Below are 17165 nucleotides of genomic sequence, written 5' to 3'. Positions count from 1 at the left end.
AGGCCGCTTATCGGCCCCGCCGGGGCGGGCGTAAAGTCAGGTGCCGCGGATGCGCGGATCGAGCGCGTCGCGCAGGCCGTCGCCGATGTAGTTCACCGAAAGGACGGTGAGCGAGATCGCGAGGCCGGGCCACAGCACCCGTTCGGGAAAGGCGGCCATCCGGTCGACGCTGTCGAACAGGATCTTGCCCCAGGTGGGGAAGTCGGACGGGAAGCCGAGGCCGAGGAAGCTGAGCGCGCTCTCGGTGATGATCGCGTTGGCGAGGCCGAGCGTGGCCGAGACCATGATCGGCGACAGGACGTTCGGCAGGACGTGCCGGGTGATCATCCGCCGCGACGGGGTGCCGATGGAGCGGGCGGCGAGCACGAACTCCCGCTCCTTCAGCGCCAGCACGTCGCCGCGCACGATGCGCGCGGTCTGCATCCAGGAGGTGACGCCGATGGCGACGACGATAAGGATGAAGATGCCCTGTTCCGGCCCGAAGGCGGCGCGCAGCGTGTCGCGGAACAGAAGCATCATGACGAGGAGGAGCGGCAGCAGCGGCAGCGCCAGGACGAGGTCGGTGAACCGCATCAGCACTCCGTCCAGCCGGCGGAAGTAGCCGGCGAGGACGCCGACGAGGGTGCCCAGGATCACGCTCAGCAGCATCGCGGTCCAGCCGACCGCCATCGAGATCCGGCCGCCCTGCATCAGCGCCGCCATGTTGTCCCGGCCGAGCTGGTCGGTGCCCAGCGGCCGCGCCCAGCTGACCTTGGCGCTCGAATCCCAGAGGATCGTGTAGATCGGCCGGACGTCCTTGTTCCGGATGTCGAGCGCGGTCGCATCCACGCCCCAGAGCGACGGGCCGATCAGCACGAACAGCGTGATGAAGACGAGGAAGAACAGGCCGAGGAGCGCCCCCTTGTGGGTGCGGAACTGCGCCCAGACGTCCCACCAGTGCGAGCGGTGCTTGAACGGCTGCTCGGCAGCGATCTGTTCGAGCGGCAGGTTGGCGTCAGTCATAGCGGATCCGGGGATCGAGGAGGCCGTAGAGGACGTCGGCGATCAGGTTGAACAGGACGATCAGCACCGCGAAGATGAAGGTGAGCGTCATCACCATGGGTATGTCGCTGCCCTGGATCGCCAGGATCAGCAGCTGACCGAGGCCGTTCACCTTGAACACCTGCTCGGTGATGATCGCGCCGCCGAAGACCTGCGGCACGCCGAGGGCGATGACGGTGACGACCGGGATCATCGAGTTGCGCAGCACGTGCTGAAGCACGACGACCTTCTCGTTCATGCCCTTGGCGCGGGCGGTGCGGACGTAGTCCTGGCCGAGGTTGTCCAGCATCGAGGCGCGCATGTAGCGGCTGATCTGCGCGGCGTTGTAGAGGGCGAGCACGAAGACCGGCATCGCCATCTGCCGCAGCTGGAAGAGGAAGCTGTCCAGATCGTTCACCCGGTGCGTGGTGTCGTAGATCGACGGGAACCAGCCGAGCTGGACCGAGAAGATCACGATCAGCAGCACCCCGGTGAAGAAGGTCGGGACCGAGAAGCCGACCATCGAGACGAAGGTGCCGATCTGGTCGAACCAGGAATATTGCCGGTAGGCGCTGATGATGCCGATGGGCAGGGCGATCAGCACGCCGACGATGTAGGACATGCCGACGACCCACAGGGTCTGCGGCAGCCGCTCGGCGATGGTGTCGAAGACCGGCGAGCGGGACTGGAAGCTGATGATCCGCTGCTGGCCGGCGGCGAGGTCGGTGCCGAAGGTGGCGTCCAGCCAGTAGGACGGCTCCACCACGAAGAACTGGTAGAGCCACAGGACGAACCGCACGTACCACGGCTCGCCGAGGCCCAGAGCCTCGCGCATCTGCTGGCGCACCTCGGGCGGGATCGTCAGCGGCATGTTGGCGAGCGGATCGCCCGGCGCCAGCTCCAGCAGCAGGAAGATGACGAGCGCGATGAAGAGCAGCGTCGGGATCGCGAGGACGAGGCGGCGGATCGTGTAGGTCAGCATCCTAGCGAGCCCTCACGTCCTTGGCGCCGAGCAGCGCGGCGGCGCCGATCATCGCGCCCCCGGCGAGCCGGTTCAGCAAGCGGCCGCGGCTGCGGAGGCGGCCCAGCAGACGCTCGGACGCCGCGCCCATCAGGACGAGGATGAGGCCGTCAACGACGATGTAGGTGGCGCCGAGGATGGCGATCTGCGGCGCGAGCGCCTGAGCGGGGTCGATGAACTGCGGGAACAGGGCAGCGAAGAAGAACACGGCCTCGGGGTTGGCGGCGGAGGTGAGGAAGCCTTGTGCGAACAGGCGGCGCGGAGCGGACGGGTCGGCGCGGCCCTCCAGCCCGTCGGGCGGGGGCGAGCGCCAGACGCGCAGGCCGTACCAGACGAGGTAGGCCACACCCAGCCACTTGACGACGGTCAGCGCCTCGGCCGACTGGCCGATCAGCGCGGTCAGGCCGAAGCCGGCAGCCATGATCTGCAGGCTGTTGGCCGTCAGGTCGCCAGCGGCGGTCGGCAGGCTCGCCCGCAGGCCGTGCCGCAGGGAATTGGTCATGATGAGGATCTGGCTCGTGCCGGGCGGCGTGGCGAAGAACACCCCCAGCGTCACGAGGTAGAGGGCGTAGGTGTCCCAGCTCATGCCGGCGCACCGGCGGGGATCGACGCGATCTCCGGGCGCGGAGACCCGGAGGCTCCCGACGCGATGTCCGCGCGGAGATCGGTGTGGGTCGCAGGCCGTCGGAGCATGGTCGTCCCTCGGATTGGGTGGGGGCGCCCCTGCAGGGCCGCCCCCTTGGTCACGTCACTCGGTGCGGTACCAGTCGGCCGCGTTCCACAGCTCGCTGTCCCAGGTGTTCAGCTGCACACCGCCGAGCGTGTTGGAGTGGGCCGAGACGCGGCCGCGGTCGACGAGCGGGATGATCACGTTGCTCTGCGAGGTGAGCATCGCGTTCAGCTGCTTGGCGATGCGGCCGCGCTCGTCCAGCTCGCCGGTCTGCGACAGGGTTCGCCACAGCTCGTCATAGGACTCGTCGCAGTAGCGGTTGATGTTCTCGCCCTGCCACTGGGTGTCGGGCGAGGGGATGTTGTCGCAGAGATAGGCGCCGAGATAGGCCTGCGGGTCGGTGCCGGGGAAGTTGTTCGCGTACATCTCCACGTCCGCGTAGAAGCGCTGGAACGTGTCGGTGCTGCCCGGGTCGCCGCCGAAGAAGACGCCGCTGTCGATGTTGCGCAGCTCCACCTCGAAGCCGATCTGCTCCCACCATTCCTTGATCAGCGCCTGGAAGTCCTGGCGGACGGCATTGGTCGAGGTCTGGTAGAGGATCGACAGCGGCTCTCCGTCCGGGGTCTCGCGGACGCCGTCGCCGTCGGTGTCCATGTAGCCGGCCTCGTCGAGCAGCTGGTTCGCCCGGTCGAGGTCCTGCGTCAGGCAGCCGGTGTTCTCGGCGTCGGCGTAGAGCTCGGGCGCCGGGACGAGGTTGCAGGTGGCGCGGCCGGCCTGGCCGTAGCCGACCTCGACCAGCAGGTCGCGGTCGATGGCGATCGACAGCGCCTCGCGCACCGCCGGGTCGGTCAGGAACGGGTGCGGCGCCTCGACGGTGGAGCGCACGCCCTCCTCGAGGTCGGGCGAGGGATCGGTGAGGTTCACCTCGATCCGCTCGACCAGCGTGCCGAAGGCCGAGATCGGCACGCCCATGCCGCCCTGCGCCATCGACTCGATCACGTCGGGGGCCAGCTGCAGGTTCCAGGCGTAGTCGAACTCGCCCGTCTCCATCACCGCGCGGCCCGCCGCCGTGGCGTCGCCGCCGCCCTTGAAGGTGACGGTCGCGAAGGCCGGCTTGGACGCGTCGCGGTAGTTCTCGTTCGCCGCCAGCTCCACCACGTCGTTGACGCGGAAGTCGGTGACGGTGAACGGGCCGGTGCCGACCGGCATGAAGTTGGCGTCGGTGCATTCCGGCGCCCGCGGGCCGAGGCAGTCGGCGAACTGCGCCGCCTGGATGATCGGCGATTCCGCCCCGGTGAAGGCGGTGTAGGGGTAGGGCGTCGGCGCGGAGAAGTTCACGCGGACCGTGCGCTCGTCAATCGCCTCCACCGACGAGACGGCGTCGAACTTGGCGCCCTGCGCGCAGCCGCCGCCTTCGGCGGTGCAGTACTGCCAGGTGAAGACCACGTCCTCGGACGTCACCGGCGTGCCGTCCGACCAGACGAGGCCTTCCTTCAGCGTCCAGGTGATCGAGGTCAGATCCTCGGCCACGCCGCCGTTCTCGACCGTCGGGATCTCGTCCACGAGGTAGGGGACCAGCTCGCCCGTGGGGTCGAACCGCGCCAGCGGCTCGAGCACGAGGCTGGCCGCCTCGACGTCCTTGGTGCCGCCCGACAGGTACGGGTTCATGATCGACACGGCCTGCCAGTAGATGATGTTGACGTGGCCGTCGCGGCCGCGCTCGCCGCCCTCGTCCTGGGCCTGGGCCGCGAGCGGCAGCATCATCGCCGCCGCGCCCATCAGCGCTGTCCTCAGTTTCATCGGTCTCGCTCTCCTTGTTGGGGCTCGATGAGCCTCTGTTCGTTGTTGGGCGCCGCCGTTTCTCCGGCGGTCGTGGTTGTTGTCTCGGGCTGCGGTTCGGACCGCGGCGCGGGGCCCGGGCCGGCGACCACCTTGGGCACCGGCGAGCCGTCGTAGAGGTGGCAGGCGACGAAGCGGCCCGGCGCGACCTCCTGGCTGGCGGGGTCCACCTCGCGGCAGATCTCCATAACGCGCGGGCAGCGTGTGCAGAAGTTGCAGCCCTTGGGCGGGTTGGCGGGCGAGGGCACGTCGCCCTTGAGGATGATCCGCTTCACCCCCGCCTCGGCCAGCGGGTCCGGCTCGGGCACGGCGGAGAGGAGGGCCTGGGTGTAGGGATGCAGCGGCTCGGCATACAGCGCCTCGCGCGGGGCGAGCTCCACGATCCGGCCGAGATACATGACCGCGACCCGGGTCGCGATGTGGCGCACCATGCTGAGGTCGTGGGAGATGAAGAGGTAGGTGAGGCCGAACTTCTCCTGCAGGTCCTCCAGCAGGTTCACCACCTGCGCCTGGATCGACACGTCGAGGGCGGCGATCGGCTCGTCGCAGACGATGAACTTGGGGTTCAGCGCCAGCGCCCGGGCGATGCCGATGCGCTGCCGCTGCCCGCCGCTGAAGGCGTGCGGGTAGCGCCCGGCGAAGCGACGATTGAGGCCGACGGCGTCCATCAGCTCCAGCACCTTTTCGCGCTTCTCGCGGCGCGACATCTTCGTGTGCTCGTCCAGCGGTTCGCGGATGATGTCGGCGACCGTCATGCGCGGGTTCAGCGACGCCTGGGGATCCTGGAACACCATCTGCATCGTGGGGCGCATCCGGCGGAGCCGGCCCTGGCCGGCGCGGCCGATCTCCTGCCCGTCTACCCGGATCGAGCCGTCGGTGATGTCGTAGAGGCGCAGGACCGCGCGGCCGCAGGTGGACTTGCCGCACCCCGACTCGCCGACGAGGCCCAGCGTCTCGCCCTCGATCACGTCGAAGTCGACGCCGTCCACCGCCTTCACCGCCCCCGTCTGCCGGCGCAGCAGGCCCGAGCGGATGGGGAAGTGCATCTTCAGGCCGCGCACCTCGACCAGCGGCGCCTTCGGGGGAGCGCCGCCGTCAGCCATCGTCGCCGCCGATCGTGAAGCTGTGGGACACCGAGGTCGGCCGCACCTGCGGCTGCGGCTTCGGTTGCGGCTGCGGTTGTTGCTGCACCGGATGCGGCTGCGACTGCGGACGGGGCTGTTGTTGAACGGGCTGCGGTTGCGGTTTCTGACCGGGCTGCGGCTGCGGCTGCGGCTGCGGATCGGGCTGTTGCTGCACCGGCCGCGGCTGCGGCTGGGGCTGTGGATCGGGCTGTTGCCGGATCGGGCGCGGCTGCGGCTGGGCCTGCAAGGGCTGAGGCTGGGGCGCGGGCTGTGGCGCCGGGCGGGGCCGGGGGCGGTAATCCTCGCTCAGGCCGGGATCGACGAGGAAGCAGGCGGCGTCGTGCCCCGCCGCCACCGGGTAGCGCTGCGGGTTCAGCCGGTCGCATACCTCCATCCGGTGCGGGCAGCGGTCGCGGAACGGGCACCAGCCGGGCTGCTGCGACAGGATCGGCGGCTGCCCCTCGATCACCGTCAGCCGCTTCACCCGCTCGCCCCGGACGCTGGGCACGGTGGTGAGGAGGGCGCGGGTATAGGGGTGGCGCGGATTTGCGAACAGCTCCCGCACCGGCGCCTGCTCGACCACCTGCCCGCCGTACATGACCATTACCCGGTCCGCGATCCCGGCGATCACGCCGAGGTCGTGGGTGATCCAGATGACGCCCATCCCCAGCTTGGTCCGTAGCTCCTTCATCAGCTCCAGGATCTGCGCCTGGATCGTGACGTCGAGCGCGGTCGTCGGCTCGTCCGCGATCAGCACCTTCGGATCGCAGGCCAGCGCGATCGCGATCATCACCCGCTGGCGCATGCCCCCCGAGAACTGGTGCGGGAAGTCCCCCAGCCGCCGCGTCGCGTCGGGGATGCCGACGAGGTCCAGCAGCTCGGCCGCCCGGACCCGGGCGGCGCGCTTGCCCATCCCCATGTGCCGGCGCAGCGGCTCCATGATCTGGAAGCCGACGGTGAAGACCGGGTTCAGCGACGTCATCGGGTCCTGGAAGACGAAGCCGATCTGGCCGCCCCGGATGTCGCGCAGCGTCTCGTCGTCGGTCTTGAGGAGGTCGCGGCCGTCGAACATCACCCGGCCGGCGCGGACTTCGGCCGGCGGCGTGGGCAGCAGGCCGATCAGCGACATCATCGTCACCGACTTGCCCGAGCCGCTTTCGCCGACGACGCCCAGCAGCTCGCCGGCGTTCAGGTGGAAATCGACGGTGTTGACGGCGTGGACCTCGCCCCCGCGGGTGCGGAACACCGTCTTCAGCCCCGTCACGTCGAGGACGGGCGCGCCCCCATCGGGCATCAAGAACCTCCCCGTGGTTCCCGTGTCTGTTGTTGGCGCGGATGCAGGCATCCGGCGCGGATTTCAGCGACGGTACCACGGAAAGACGGTCCCGCAAGATTATCCTTGCGCCATCGGGGACCGGGCCGGAGGGGGAGGGCGGGTGCCCTCCGTTCGGGCGCAGGCGACCGATTTCTCCGCAGCCGGCGGGCGGGAGGCGGACTTGACGCCGCGCCCGGGATCGTCAGGTTCGCCCCGATGCAGCAGCGCCGAGCCCGCCGATGACCACCCGCCTCTCCCCGCGCGAGCTCTTGGCGCGGCTCGTCTCCTTTCCCTCGGTCAGCCGCGACGGCAACCTGCCGCTCGTCGACTGGCTGGAGGGGTACCTGCGCTCCCACGGGATCGAGGCGACCCGCGTGCCGGACGAGACCGGCACCAAGGCCGCGCTCTTCGCCTCGGTCGGGCCGAACGCGCCGGGCGGCGTGGTCCTGTCGGGCCATACCGACGTGGTGCCGGTGGACGGGCAGGACTGGACGACCGACCCCTGGACCCTGACCGAGCGGGACGGCCGTCTCTACGGCCGCGGCGCCTGCGACATGAAGGGGTTCGACGCACTCGCGATCTGGGCGCTGGTGGAGGCGCGGGACCGCGCGCTGTCCGCGCCCCTGCAGCTGGCTTTGTCCTACGACGAGGAGGTCGGCCTGATCGGCGCGCCGCCCCTCATCGACGCGCTCCTCGCCTCCGGCCTGCCGAGGGCCGAGACGGTGATCGTGGGAGAGCCGACGCGGATGGCCGTCGTCACCGGCCACAAGGGCGGCACCGCGTTCGAGGTGCACGCGAAGGGGCACGAGGTCCATTCCTCGCTCCTGCCCGAGGGCGTGTCGGCGATCATGTGGTCGGCCCGCCTCATCGAGTGGCTGAACCAACGGAACGAGGCGCTGCAGGCCGCGCCGCCCGGCGAACTTGCCGCGATCTTCCACCCGCCCTTCACCACGCTGCATACGGGGAAGATCGCCGGCGGCACCGCCCACAACATCACCGCCGGCGACTGCCGCTTCCTGTTCGAGATGCGCGTCGTCCCCGGCGAGAGCGTCCAGGATCACGAGACCGCCTTCCGGGCCGAGGCGGAACGGCTGTCGGCGCAGATGGCGCAGGTGCATCCCGGCGCCGGCTTCACCCTGAACCGCCTCTTCACCGCCCCGCCGCTGGCGCCCGAGGCGGACGGCGCGGCCGAGCGCCTCGCCCGGGCGCTCACCGGCGACAACGGCACCCACGTCGTCAGCTACGGCACCGAGGCCGGGCACTTCCAGTCGCGCGGCTATTCGGCCGTCGTCTGCGGCCCCGGCGACATCGCCCAGGCGCACCAGGCCGACGAGTGGATCGAGGTATCGGAGATGGAGGCCGGCCAGCGCTTCATGGAGCGCCTGCTGGATCGGATGAGCGCATGACCGCCCCCACGGGCCGCCTCAGCGGCATCCCGATCACCGCGTCGTCCCCCGTCGCGTTCCCCGGCCCGCCGCCGGCCGAGGCGGACGTCGTCGTCATCGGCGGCGGCATCATCGGCGTGATGACCGGCTGGTACCTCGCCCAGGCGGGCCTCCGCGCCGTGGTGCTGGAGAAGGGCCGCCTCGCGGGCGAGCAGTCGGGCCGCAACTGGGGCTGGGTCCGCCAGCAGGGCCGCGACCCGGACGAGTTGCCGATCATGGTGGAGGCGAATCGTCTGTGGCGCGGCCTGCCCGAAAAGCTGCGCGCGGCGGTGGGCCTCGCCAACCCCGGCATCCTCTACATGGCCTCCGACGCCGCCGGCATGGCGAAGTACGAGGCCTGGATGGAGCATGCCCGCGCCCGCCAGCTCGACACGCGCCTGCTGTCCGGAGCCGAGGTCTCGGCGCAGCTGCCCGGCGCCACGAAGCGCTGGGCGGGCGGCCTCTTCACGCCGTCCGACCTGCGCGCCGAGCCGTGGGCGGCGGTGCCGGCGCTCGCCCGCGCCGCGTCCGAGGACGGGCTGACGGTGGTGGAGAACTGCGCCGCCCGCGGGCTGGAGCGGACGGCGGGCCACGTCTCGGCTGTGGTGACCGAGGCCGGGACGATCCGCACGCCCGAGGTGGTCGTCGCCGCGGGTGCCTGGTCGCGCCTGTTCCTCGGCGCCGAGGGCGTGGCGATCCCGCAGCTGTCGGTCCGCGCCACCGTCGCCGCGACCGGCCCCCTGCCGGACCTTGGCACGCCGAACGGCGCCGACGACCGCATCGCCTTCCGCCGCCGCGCCGACGGCGGCTACACGCTGGCGGCCGGCGGCTTCCACGAGCTCTACATCGGCCGCGACGCCTTCCGCTCGCTGCCGGCGTTCTTCACGCAGCTGCGCGCCGACCCCTTCGGCACCCGCTTCCTGCCCGCCGCGCCCGGCGGCTACCCCGACGCCTGGGGCACGCCCCGGCGCTGGGCGCTGGACGGCGTCAGCCCGTTCGAGCGGATGCGCGTCCTCGACCCCGCACCGAACGCGAAGAAGACGCGCACGCTGGCGCAGGACTTCGCGGCCCTCTTCCCCGCGGCGGGCGAGGTGCGCCTCGCGAACGCCTGGGCCGGGATGATCGACACGATGCCCGACGTGGTCCCGGTGGTGGACCGGGTGGCGGAGGTGCCCGGCCTCACCATCGCCACAGGCATGTCCGGCCACGGCTTCGGCATCGGCCCCGGCATGGGCCGCGTCGTCGCCGACCTCGTCCGCGGACGCCCGCCCGGCCACGACCTGACCCGGTTCCGCCTCTCCCGCTTCACCGACGGCTCGAAGGTCGAGCTCGGCCCCGCGCTCTGACTCTCCCTCTCATCGAGCCACAAATATCCCCGGGGGGAGTCCGGCGTCAGCCGGACGGGGGCGGGACGCCCCCCGAAGACAAGGGAATGCGCCGCAAGGCGCGCCGCCGGATCGCCCGACCTTGCCGCCGTCCCGCGCGGGGTCCATCCTCGCGCCGTCCCTCGCAACCGGAGGCTGCCCATGCCCGTCAAGAACCGCTTCGCCGAACTGCTGCCCGAGATCACCGCCTGGCGGCGGGACCTGCACGAGAACCCCGAGATCCTGTTCGAGACCCACCGCACGTCCAAGGTCGTCGCCGACCGGCTGCGGGAGTTCGGCTGCGACGAGGTGACGGAGGGGATCGGGCGGACCGGCGTGGTCGGCGTGATCCGCGGCAGGGCGAACGGCTCTGGCAAGGTCATCGGCCTGCGCGCCGACATGGACGCGCTGCCGATCCACGAGCAGACCGGCCTGCCGCATGCCAGCAAGACCGACGGCGCGATGCATGCCTGCGGCCATGACGGCCACACCTCGATGCTGCTGGGGGCGGCGAAGTACCTCGCCGAAACCCGCAACTTCGACGGCACGGTCGTCGTCATCTTCCAGCCGGCCGAGGAGGGTGGCGGCGGCGGGCGAGAGATGTGCGCCGACGGGCTGATGGAGCGCTGGAAGATCGACGAGGTCTACGGCATGCACAACTGGCCCGGCCGCCCGGTCGGCAGCTTCGCGATCCGCCCCGGCGCCTTCTTCGCCGCCACCGACCAGTTCGAGATCGTGCTCCACGGCAAGGGCGGCCACGCCGCCAAGCCCCAAGAGACGGTGGATTCGACGGTCCTGGCCTCCCACGTCGTCCTCGCCCTGCAGACCATCGCGTCCCGCAACGCCGATCCGGTGGACCAGGTCGTCGTCTCGGTGACCTCGTTCGAGACCTCGTCCAAGGCGTTCAACGTGATCCCGGCGCGGGTGACGCTGAAGGGCACGGTGCGCACGATGTCGAAGGAGATGCGCGCGCTGGCGGAAGAGCGGCTGAAGGCGATCGCGGAAGGGACGGCAGCCACCTTCGGCGGCCGGGCGGAGGTGAACTGGATCCGCGGTTACCCCTCGATGGTGAACCACGAGGCGCAGACCGAGTTCGCGGCCGAGGTCGCGCGCGCGGTCGCGGGCGACTGCGCCGAGGCGCCGCTGGTCATGGGCGGCGAGGATTTCGCCTACATGCTGGAGGAGCGGCCGGGGGCCTACATCCTCGTCGGCAACGGCGACACGGCGATGGTCCACCACCCCGAATACGACTTCAACGACGAGGCGATCCCGGCGGGCTGCTCCTGGTGGGCGGAGATCGTGGAGCGGCGGCTGCCGGCGACCTGACGGCGTCCGGCGCTCGCGGCCGCCTGCCGGCGGCGCATCGCCCCGCCCGCCGTCCCCGGCGGCGGGTTCTGTCGCCTCAAGCGGTCTCGGGGGCGGTGAGGGAGTCGCCTCTGCTTGGGAAGCGGTTCAGGGGCAGGTGTGCCCCTGAACGCGCCTCCTGTCAGCGTGATGCGATTCGGCGGAGCGTCAAGGAGCTTCGCCCGGCTTCGCCGGCGCGCGTTCGCGCGTCCTTGACCCTCCGCCGAATCGCGGGCGCCTTATTTTGAAGGCGGAAGGTCGAGGATGGCGCGGGCGAGGGTGGCGACGTCGCCCCTCGCGGCGTCGGCTGTCCGGCGGGCGGCGGCGCCGGCGGCGTGGCGGCGTGCGGGGTCGGCGAGGAGATCCGCGACGGTGGGGCCGAGCGTGTCGGCCGAGACCCCGGTCGCCGCGCCGGCGGCGGCGAGGGTCGCCCAGGCCGTGGCGGCGCTGTCGACATGGGGGCCGTGGAGCGGGGCGCGGCCGAGGGCGGCGGGCTCCCACGGGTTGTGGCCACCGACGGGCACCAGCGAGCCGCCGAGGAAGACCGGGTCCGCGAGGCGGAACCACAGGCCGGTTTCGCCGAGGGTGTCGCAGAGCCAGACGGCGTGGTCCGTGGCGGGGACTGTCCCGGCGCTGCGGCGGGCGAAGGGCAGATCGGTCCGGGCGGCGATGGCGTCCGCCCGCTCCGGGTGGCGCGGGACGAGGAGGAGGAGGGCGGCCGGGTGCCGGGCGAGGACCGTCCGGTGGGCGGCGAGGGCGATCTCCTCCTCGCCGGGGTGGGTCGAGACGGCGGCCCAGACCGGGCGGTCGCCGAGCGCCGCCGCGAGCGGGACGGCATCGCCCGGCGGCGGGTCGGCGGCGGCCTTGAGGTCGACGGGCGGGAAGGCGCTCGGCGCGCCGAGGGCCTCGAGCGCGTCCGCGGTGGCTGCTGTCTGGGCGGAGACGAGGGCGAGGCGGGAGAAGATCGCGCGCGCGGTCCGGGGCGCCCGGGCCCAGCCGCGGAGGGAACCGTCCGACAGGCGTGCGCCGACGAGGGCGACCGGGATGCCCCGGGCGGCGCAGGCGAGGATGGTCTGCGGCCAGATCTCGCTCTCGGCCAGGACCAGGGCGTCCGGCCGCCAGTGATCCAGGAAGCGGCGCAGCACCGGGCGCGAATCGAGGGGGGCGAACTGGTGGAGCATGCCGGCGGGCAGGCGGCGGGACAGGATGTCGGCGGAGGAGGCGGTCCCGCTGGTGACGAGGATGTTCAAGTCGGGGCGCTCGGCCTGCAGGGCGGCGGCCAGCGGCAGGGCGGACAGGCTCTCGCCCACGCTGGCGCCGTGCATCCAGATCAGCGGGCCGTCCGGGCGGGGCTGCGTCGCGTGGCCCAGCCTCTCCCACGGGCGCCGGCCCGCCACGCCCTGCGCCCGGAGGCGCCCGGCGACGCGGCGCGCCACGAGCGGCGCGGCGAGGTCGGCGGCCCCGCGGTAGAGCGACAGGAGGAGCGTCATGGCGCCCGCCTCGGCCGGGGGCGTCGCCCGAGGTAGAGGGACGGGGCGGCGGGGTCGCGGGGAGAGGCGGAGAGGAGCGTCATCGCGCCCGGTCGGGCCGGCCCGTCAGCCGCCGGTGTGGCTCATGTGGCGGCTGACGCGGCCCTCGACCGACTGGCGGGAATAGTCGAAGTCGTGGCCCTTCGGCTTCAGCGCGATGGCGGCGCGGATCGCGTCCTCGAGATGCGCGTCGTCGTCGACCGAGGCGCGGAGCGGGGCGCGGAGATCGGAATGCCCTTCCTGCCCCAGGCAGGTGTAGATCTCGCCGGTGCAGGTCACGCGCACCCGGTTGCAGCTTTCGCAGAAATTGTGCGTCAGCGGCGTGATGAAGCCGATCCGCTGGCCCGTCTCCTCCAGCCGGACGTAACGGGCGGGCCCGCCGGTATCGTCGGGCAGGTCGGTGACGACGTAATGCGACGCCAGGCGGCGGCGCAGGTCGCTGAGCGGCCAGTACTGGTCCAGGCGATCCTCGTTGCCGATGTCGCCCATCGGCATGACCTCGATGAAGGTCAGGTCCATGTCGCGGGAGGCGCACCATTCGACGAGCCGGAACAGCTCGTCCTCGTTGAAGCCCTTCAGCGCGACGGTGTTGATCTTGACCTTCAGGCCCGCCGCCTGCGCCGCGTCGATCCCCTTCAGGACCTGCGGCAGGCGGCCCCATCTGGTGATCTGCGCGAACTTCGCCTCGTCCAGCGTGTCGAGCGAGACGTTCACACGGCGCACGCCGGCCTCGTACAGGTCGGTGGCGAAGCGGGACAGCTGACTGCCGTTGGTGGTGAGCGTCAGCTCCTTCAGCGCGCCGGTCTCCAGGTGCCGGCCCATCGCGCGGAAGTAGGTGAGGATGTCGCGGCGGACCAGCGGCTCGCCCCCGGTGATGCGCAGCTTCTCCACCCCCAGGCGGACGAAGGCGGAGGACAGGCGGTCCAGCTCCTCCAGCGTCAGGAGATCCTTCTTGGGCAGGAAGGTCATGTTCTCCGACATGCAGTAGACGCAGCGGAAGTCGCAGCGGTCCGTGACCGAGACGCGCAGGTAGCGGATCCTGCGCTCGAAGGGATCGACGAGCTGTGCCATGGCGCTCAAGGTAGGGCCGGGCCGGACCCCGTGCAAGCGGCCGGGCGGGCCATTGCGTGTTTCGCGGCCGGCCCCTAGGGTGCGGCTCATGCGCCATATCCCCCTGATCGCCCTCCCGCTTCTCGCCGCCTGTGCCTCGCCTTCGCTGCCCGGCTTCGGCGAGCCCGCCACCGTCGACGCCGCCGCGGCCGCCGCCGCCGCGCCGCCGCCCGAGACGCTGGACCCGACGCCGCCGCCGCCACCGCCGGCGAACGCCACCACGGCGGCGGAGTTCGACACCACGACCGAGGAGGACCGCGCCGAGGCGCAGGCCGAGGCGGAGGGCGGGGAGACGCGGCTCGGGACCACGCTGGCGACCCTGGGCAACCCGGCCGAACCCGGGATCTGGATCGAGACGCCCTACGTCGACACGGTCACGGCCGGCCGGGTCGAGACCGCCGCGGGCGAGGGCATCAACGTCGAGCTGCGGCCGTCGGGCGGCGCCGCGGGATCGGGCAGCGAGATCAGCCTGCCTGCGATGCAGCTTCTCGGCCTGTCGCTGACGGCGATCGAGGAGCTCACGGTCTACAGCCTCTGACGCGGGCGGCGGGTCAGCGGCAGACCGCCGTCCTCTCGTCGCCGTTCTCCTGGCTGTTCCAGCAGACCTGGCCCGAGAACCGGGGCCGGGTCAGGGATATGTCCTCGAAGGTGAAGTCCTCGATGCCGACGCCGAAGGCGGGGGCATAGTCGACCCACGTCTCCACCATGATCATCTGCCCCTCGTTCACCGTGCGTGGGATGCGGTCGTAGAAGTCCGCGATGTCCTGGTTCTGCAGCGGGGCGATGCCGGGACCGCGGACCTGGCTCCAGACGACGCGGTGGCGGTCCCGGGTGAGCTCGTAGCGGACGACGGTGATCCGCAGCGCCACGTTCTCGTCGGTCTGCACAAGGAACCGCTGCAACTCGTACAGGCTGTCCATGTAGCGCGGCGTCACGAAGCCCGTCTCGCGGCTGAGCGCGTCGCCGAGCGTGTAGGACGTGCGCACGTTCACCGCCTGGGCGTTGTAGGCGTCGAAGAACACGAACGTGCCGAGATAGGCCCACAGCACGATCGGCAGCGTCAGCAGCATCTCGACCGTGATGGTCCCCTCGTCGCGCGAGAAGAAGCGGCGGACCTGGTCGCGGATGGCGGTGGGGAGCGTCCTCATTCGCGCGGCTCCACGACGAAGAGGGAGTTCGAGACCAGCGCGTAGGCATTCTCGGACTCCTTGTGGAGCGAGGCGGCGAGGCCGGTGGTCGGGAAGAGCGGATCGAACAGGGCGCAGGCCCGGACGATCGTGATCTGATTGCTGTTCAGCTGATCGAAGGTCGACCGCAGCGGCTTTTCCGGGTCGCCCCGGTCGACGCAGTCCGCCTCGCGCGTGATGGTGATGGCGGCCCGCGGGTTCAGCGTCTGCATCTCGAGCCGCAGGTCGGCCTGGCAGTTCTCCATGATCGGCATCAGCTCGCAGACCCGGTCGCGCAGGGTGTCGTGCGTCACCGGTGCCAGGGCTCCGATGCGCACCTCGCGCACGGCCATCTCCACGGCGCGGTCGATCAGGACCCCCCGCGTCATCAGGAGACCCAGCTCGATCCCGCTGAGCAGGAAGACCATGAGGACCGGCACGCAGATCACGAATTCCACCGTCGACGATCCGTCGGTGCCCCGCAGGAAGGCGCGGCGGCGGCGGAGGGCGGCGGCGATCCGTGCGGCCCGGCTCATTGGACCAGCCTCAGCGACTTGATCTGGTTCGCGATTGCCTCGAACACGTCGCCGATGTCGTCGAGAGCGGCGTTGTAGAAGTGCGAGGGCGTGAACGAGCAGTCGAAGATCTGCTCGCGCCCGGCGTCGGGGGCGTCGAACGAGACGCCGAAGACGATCACCCGCTCGTTCCGGGCGCGGTCGCACATCTGCTGGAGCTGTGCGTTCATGGCGTCGATCGGGGTCCGGGTGCGCATCTGGTCGTAGTACAGCTCGTAGTAGTAGTTGCGATTGTACGAGCTGCCGCCGCCGAGGCCGCGGCCGTAGAACTCCCACGCCACGTAGGACACGCGCATCGTGTCCCAGACCTGACGCCAATCCATCCGCGTCGCCTGCGAGTTCTGCGGCCACGCCTGGCTGCGCCATTCCGAGCGGTGCGGCACCCAGTAGTCGTTGCTGGTGTTGGAGCGGTCGTAGTACATCGAATAGTAGCCGTCGTTGCCCCGGAAGATCGTCGAGGGGCCCGAGCGGTAGCCGGCGTTCAGCCGCTCCTCTGCGAAGTGCTCGCCGTCGGTCATCAGCACGATCACCTTCATCGTGTTCGGCGTGCGGTAGCCGAAGGGCCGGCCGGTGAGGTTGCCGGGCACGTTCCCCAGCGCGATCTGGTGCTGCATGATCGGCGCGAACGACGGGTCGAGCAGGGTCATCCCCCAGCGCATCCCGGCGTTGATCGACGTCGCGCCGATCGCGTTCAGGTTCCCGATCGCGCTGTTCAGGTCGCCCTGGTTCGTGGTCGGCAGGCGGACGTGGTTGGCCGACGAATCCGGGCACCAGACGTTCGACGGGTTCGGACCGTAGGAGTAGGGCGAGGTATAGTAGTAGCTGCGGTTGGTGGACGAGAAGGTGTCGACATAGCCCGTGGAGGGCAGCGGGAGGGTCCGGCCGATCGTCTGCGTGCCGTAGACGCTCGACGGCAGGTCGACGCAGGCGACGTTGGTCCGGTAGGGGATGTCGGTGGCGTTGTACTCCGCCCGCAGGGCCGGGCCGAGGTTCACCTGTCCGTTGAACGGGACGAGCGCGATCGAGATGCGGTTGTCCTCGTCGTCGGACATCAGGATGTCCACGAACTCGATCGCCGCATCCTGGAGATTGGCGATCTTCTGTCCCTGCATCGAGCCGGACACGTCGAGCACCATCGCCACCTCGATGTCGAGGATCTCCTCGGTCGCCGCGCTCGCGGCCGGCGCGCCCAGGGATTCTATCCCGAGCATCGACATGAATATCGTGCCCATCGACATGTCGGCCTCGGCCGTGACGGTGCGCGAATTGAAGTTCTCGTCGACCGTGACGCTGGTCAGAAGGTCGTCGAGACCCTCCTTCTCGGCGAAGTCGTAGACCACCGACACCGGATCGAGCGTCTGTTCGAGGTCGGCCGCCGCGAGCGTCGCGCGGTCCAGCATCGACTGCAGCCGGGCGCGGGCGCTCTCGTACCGAACGATGTCGACCGCCATCCCGCCGACCATCAGGATCATCACCATGATGTAGATCATGAAGACCGACATCGACCCGGTTTCGGAGGTGACGAAGCGGGGCGGGAGGGCGGCCGGTGGGCCGGGCAGCAGGCGGGTCACAACCACGTATCGACTTCCCTTTTCGGCCCCGGGCAGGCGGGACCATTCGGGAACGGTTAATTAGGGATAATGACGAGGACGGGGCGGCGTCGT

Annotated in this window: 14 protein-coding genes and 1 pseudogene; 4 read left to right on the top strand and 11 right to left on the bottom strand. The window is 70.8% G+C overall.

Annotation, left to right across the window (positions count from 1 at the left end):
* Window positions 1-36: 36 nt before the first annotated feature.
* From A37W_RS0104385 to A37W_RS20955, 6 genes and pseudogenes are all read right to left on the bottom strand, one after another.
* A complete protein-coding gene (locus A37W_RS0104385; RefSeq protein WP_018301808.1) occupies window positions 37-1002 on the bottom strand; it encodes an ABC transporter permease in 966 nt (321 codons plus the stop codon).
* Complete coding sequence (locus A37W_RS0104380) at window positions 995-2002, bottom strand: ABC transporter permease (protein WP_018301807.1); 1008 nt, start codon at window positions 2000-2002, stop codon at window positions 995-997. Before A37W_RS0104380 ends, A37W_RS0104385 begins: the two co-directional genes overlap by 8 nt.
* Before the next feature lies 1 nt (window position 2003).
* Window positions 2004-2627, bottom strand: coding sequence for a LysE family translocator (locus A37W_RS0104375; RefSeq protein ID WP_018301806.1), 624 nt, complete (start codon window positions 2625-2627; stop codon window positions 2004-2006).
* 162 nt (window positions 2628-2789) lie between these two features.
* Window positions 2790-4511: a peptide ABC transporter substrate-binding protein gene (locus A37W_RS0104370; protein ID WP_026198291.1), complete on the bottom strand. Its 1722-nt coding sequence runs from the start codon at window positions 4509-4511 to the stop codon at window positions 2790-2792.
* Complete coding sequence (locus A37W_RS0104365) at window positions 4508-5653, bottom strand: ABC transporter ATP-binding protein (protein WP_018301804.1); 1146 nt, start codon at window positions 5651-5653, stop codon at window positions 4508-4510. The genes A37W_RS0104370 and A37W_RS0104365 overlap by 4 nt, the downstream gene beginning before the upstream one ends.
* Window positions 5654-5999: 346 nt before the next feature.
* A pseudogene (locus A37W_RS20955) lies at window positions 6000-6968 on the bottom strand (ABC transporter ATP-binding protein); the annotation flags it as partial.
* 260 nt (window positions 6969-7228) lie between these two features.
* On the opposite strand from A37W_RS20955, the gene argE reads away from it, so the two are divergent.
* The 3 genes from argE to A37W_RS0104345 all read left to right on the top strand — a co-directional run bounded on the left by argE (window position 7229) and on the right by A37W_RS0104345 (window position 11103).
* A complete protein-coding gene (argE, locus tag A37W_RS0104355; protein WP_018301802.1) occupies window positions 7229-8395 on the top strand; it encodes an acetylornithine deacetylase in 1167 nt (388 codons plus the stop codon).
* Entirely contained in the window at window positions 8392-9759 is a 1368-nt protein-coding gene (locus A37W_RS0104350; protein WP_018301801.1) for an NAD(P)/FAD-dependent oxidoreductase, read from the top strand. Before argE ends, A37W_RS0104350 begins: the two co-directional genes overlap by 4 nt.
* Window positions 9760-9939: 180 nt before the next feature.
* Window positions 9940-11103, top strand: a complete 1164-nt coding sequence (locus tag A37W_RS0104345; RefSeq protein WP_018301800.1) for a M20 aminoacylase family protein — start codon at window positions 9940-9942, stop codon at window positions 11101-11103.
* A gap of 257 nt (window positions 11104-11360) precedes the next feature.
* Here the strand turns inward: A37W_RS0104345 and A37W_RS20950 are convergent, their stop codons facing one another.
* Window positions 11361-12611: a 3-deoxy-D-manno-octulosonic acid transferase gene (locus A37W_RS20950; protein WP_018301799.1), complete on the bottom strand. Its 1251-nt coding sequence runs from the start codon at window positions 12609-12611 to the stop codon at window positions 11361-11363.
* 105 nt (window positions 12612-12716) lie between these two features.
* A complete protein-coding gene (gene moaA, locus A37W_RS0104335) occupies window positions 12717-13721 on the bottom strand; it encodes a GTP 3',8-cyclase MoaA (RefSeq protein WP_018301798.1) in 1005 nt (334 codons plus the stop codon).
* Between the two features lie 88 nt (window positions 13722-13809).
* Here moaA and A37W_RS0104330 point away from each other — a divergent pair, with 88 nt between their 5' ends.
* Window positions 13810-14298: a hypothetical protein gene (locus tag A37W_RS0104330; protein WP_018301797.1), complete on the top strand. Its 489-nt coding sequence runs from the start codon at window positions 13810-13812 to the stop codon at window positions 14296-14298.
* Between the two features lie 13 nt (window positions 14299-14311).
* Here A37W_RS0104330 and A37W_RS0104325 read toward each other — a convergent pair whose 3' ends face one another.
* Genes A37W_RS0104325 through A37W_RS0104315 form a run of 3 tightly spaced genes read right to left on the bottom strand, consistent with a single transcriptional unit; the run spans window position 14312 to window position 17078 of the window.
* Complete coding sequence (locus A37W_RS0104325) at window positions 14312-14908, bottom strand: TadE/TadG family type IV pilus assembly protein (protein ID WP_018301796.1); 597 nt, start codon at window positions 14906-14908, stop codon at window positions 14312-14314.
* On the bottom strand, window positions 14905-15462 hold the full coding sequence (locus A37W_RS23655) for a TadE/TadG family type IV pilus assembly protein (RefSeq protein ID WP_018301795.1): 558 nt from the start codon (window positions 15460-15462) through the stop codon (window positions 14905-14907). The genes A37W_RS0104325 and A37W_RS23655 overlap by 4 nt, the downstream gene beginning before the upstream one ends.
* Window positions 15459-17078, bottom strand: coding sequence for a Tad domain-containing protein (locus tag A37W_RS0104315; RefSeq protein ID WP_157236464.1), 1620 nt, complete (start codon window positions 17076-17078; stop codon window positions 15459-15461). Before A37W_RS0104315 ends, A37W_RS23655 begins: the two co-directional genes overlap by 4 nt.
* Window positions 17079-17165 lie beyond the last annotated feature (87 nt).

It is taken from the genome of Wenxinia marina DSM 24838 (genome assembly GCF_000379485.1).
Taxonomy (GTDB): Bacteria; Pseudomonadota; Alphaproteobacteria; order Rhodobacterales; family Rhodobacteraceae; genus Wenxinia; species Wenxinia marina.
Note: the sequence above shows the minus strand (reverse complement) of the source record. Positions and strands in the feature narration are given on the sequence as shown.

What these genes read in the sequence shown, in the direction of transcription:
- A37W_RS0104385 (WP_018301808.1), bottom strand. Translation starts at nt 1,002, where the DNA reads ATGACTGACGCCAACCTGCCGCTCGAACAGATCGCTGCCGAGCAGCCG.
- A37W_RS0104380 (WP_018301807.1), bottom strand. Translation starts at nt 2,002, where the DNA reads ATGCTGACCTACACGATCCGCCGCCTCGTCCTCGCGATCCCGACGCTG.
- A37W_RS0104375 (WP_018301806.1), bottom strand. Translation starts at nt 2,627, where the DNA reads ATGAGCTGGGACACCTACGCCCTCTACCTCGTGACGCTGGGGGTGTTC.
- A37W_RS0104370 (WP_026198291.1), bottom strand. Translation starts at nt 4,511, where the DNA reads ATGAAACTGAGGACAGCGCTGATGGGCGCGGCGGCGATGATGCTGCCG.
- A37W_RS0104365 (WP_018301804.1), bottom strand. Translation starts at nt 5,653, where the DNA reads ATGGCTGACGGCGGCGCTCCCCCGAAGGCGCCGCTGGTCGAGGTGCGC.
- argE (WP_018301802.1), top strand. Translation starts at nt 7,229, where the DNA reads ATGACCACCCGCCTCTCCCCGCGCGAGCTCTTGGCGCGGCTCGTCTCC.
- A37W_RS0104350 (WP_018301801.1), top strand. Translation starts at nt 8,392, where the DNA reads ATGACCGCCCCCACGGGCCGCCTCAGCGGCATCCCGATCACCGCGTCG.
- A37W_RS0104345 (WP_018301800.1), top strand. Translation starts at nt 9,940, where the DNA reads ATGCCCGTCAAGAACCGCTTCGCCGAACTGCTGCCCGAGATCACCGCC.
- A37W_RS20950 (WP_018301799.1), bottom strand. Translation starts at nt 12,611, where the DNA reads ATGACGCTCCTCCTGTCGCTCTACCGCGGGGCCGCCGACCTCGCCGCG.
- moaA (WP_018301798.1), bottom strand. Translation starts at nt 13,721, where the DNA reads ATGGCACAGCTCGTCGATCCCTTCGAGCGCAGGATCCGCTACCTGCGC.
- A37W_RS0104330 (WP_018301797.1), top strand. Translation starts at nt 13,810, where the DNA reads ATGCGCCATATCCCCCTGATCGCCCTCCCGCTTCTCGCCGCCTGTGCC.
- A37W_RS0104325 (WP_018301796.1), bottom strand. Translation starts at nt 14,908, where the DNA reads ATGAGGACGCTCCCCACCGCCATCCGCGACCAGGTCCGCCGCTTCTTC.
- A37W_RS23655 (WP_018301795.1), bottom strand. Translation starts at nt 15,462, where the DNA reads ATGAGCCGGGCCGCACGGATCGCCGCCGCCCTCCGCCGCCGCCGCGCC.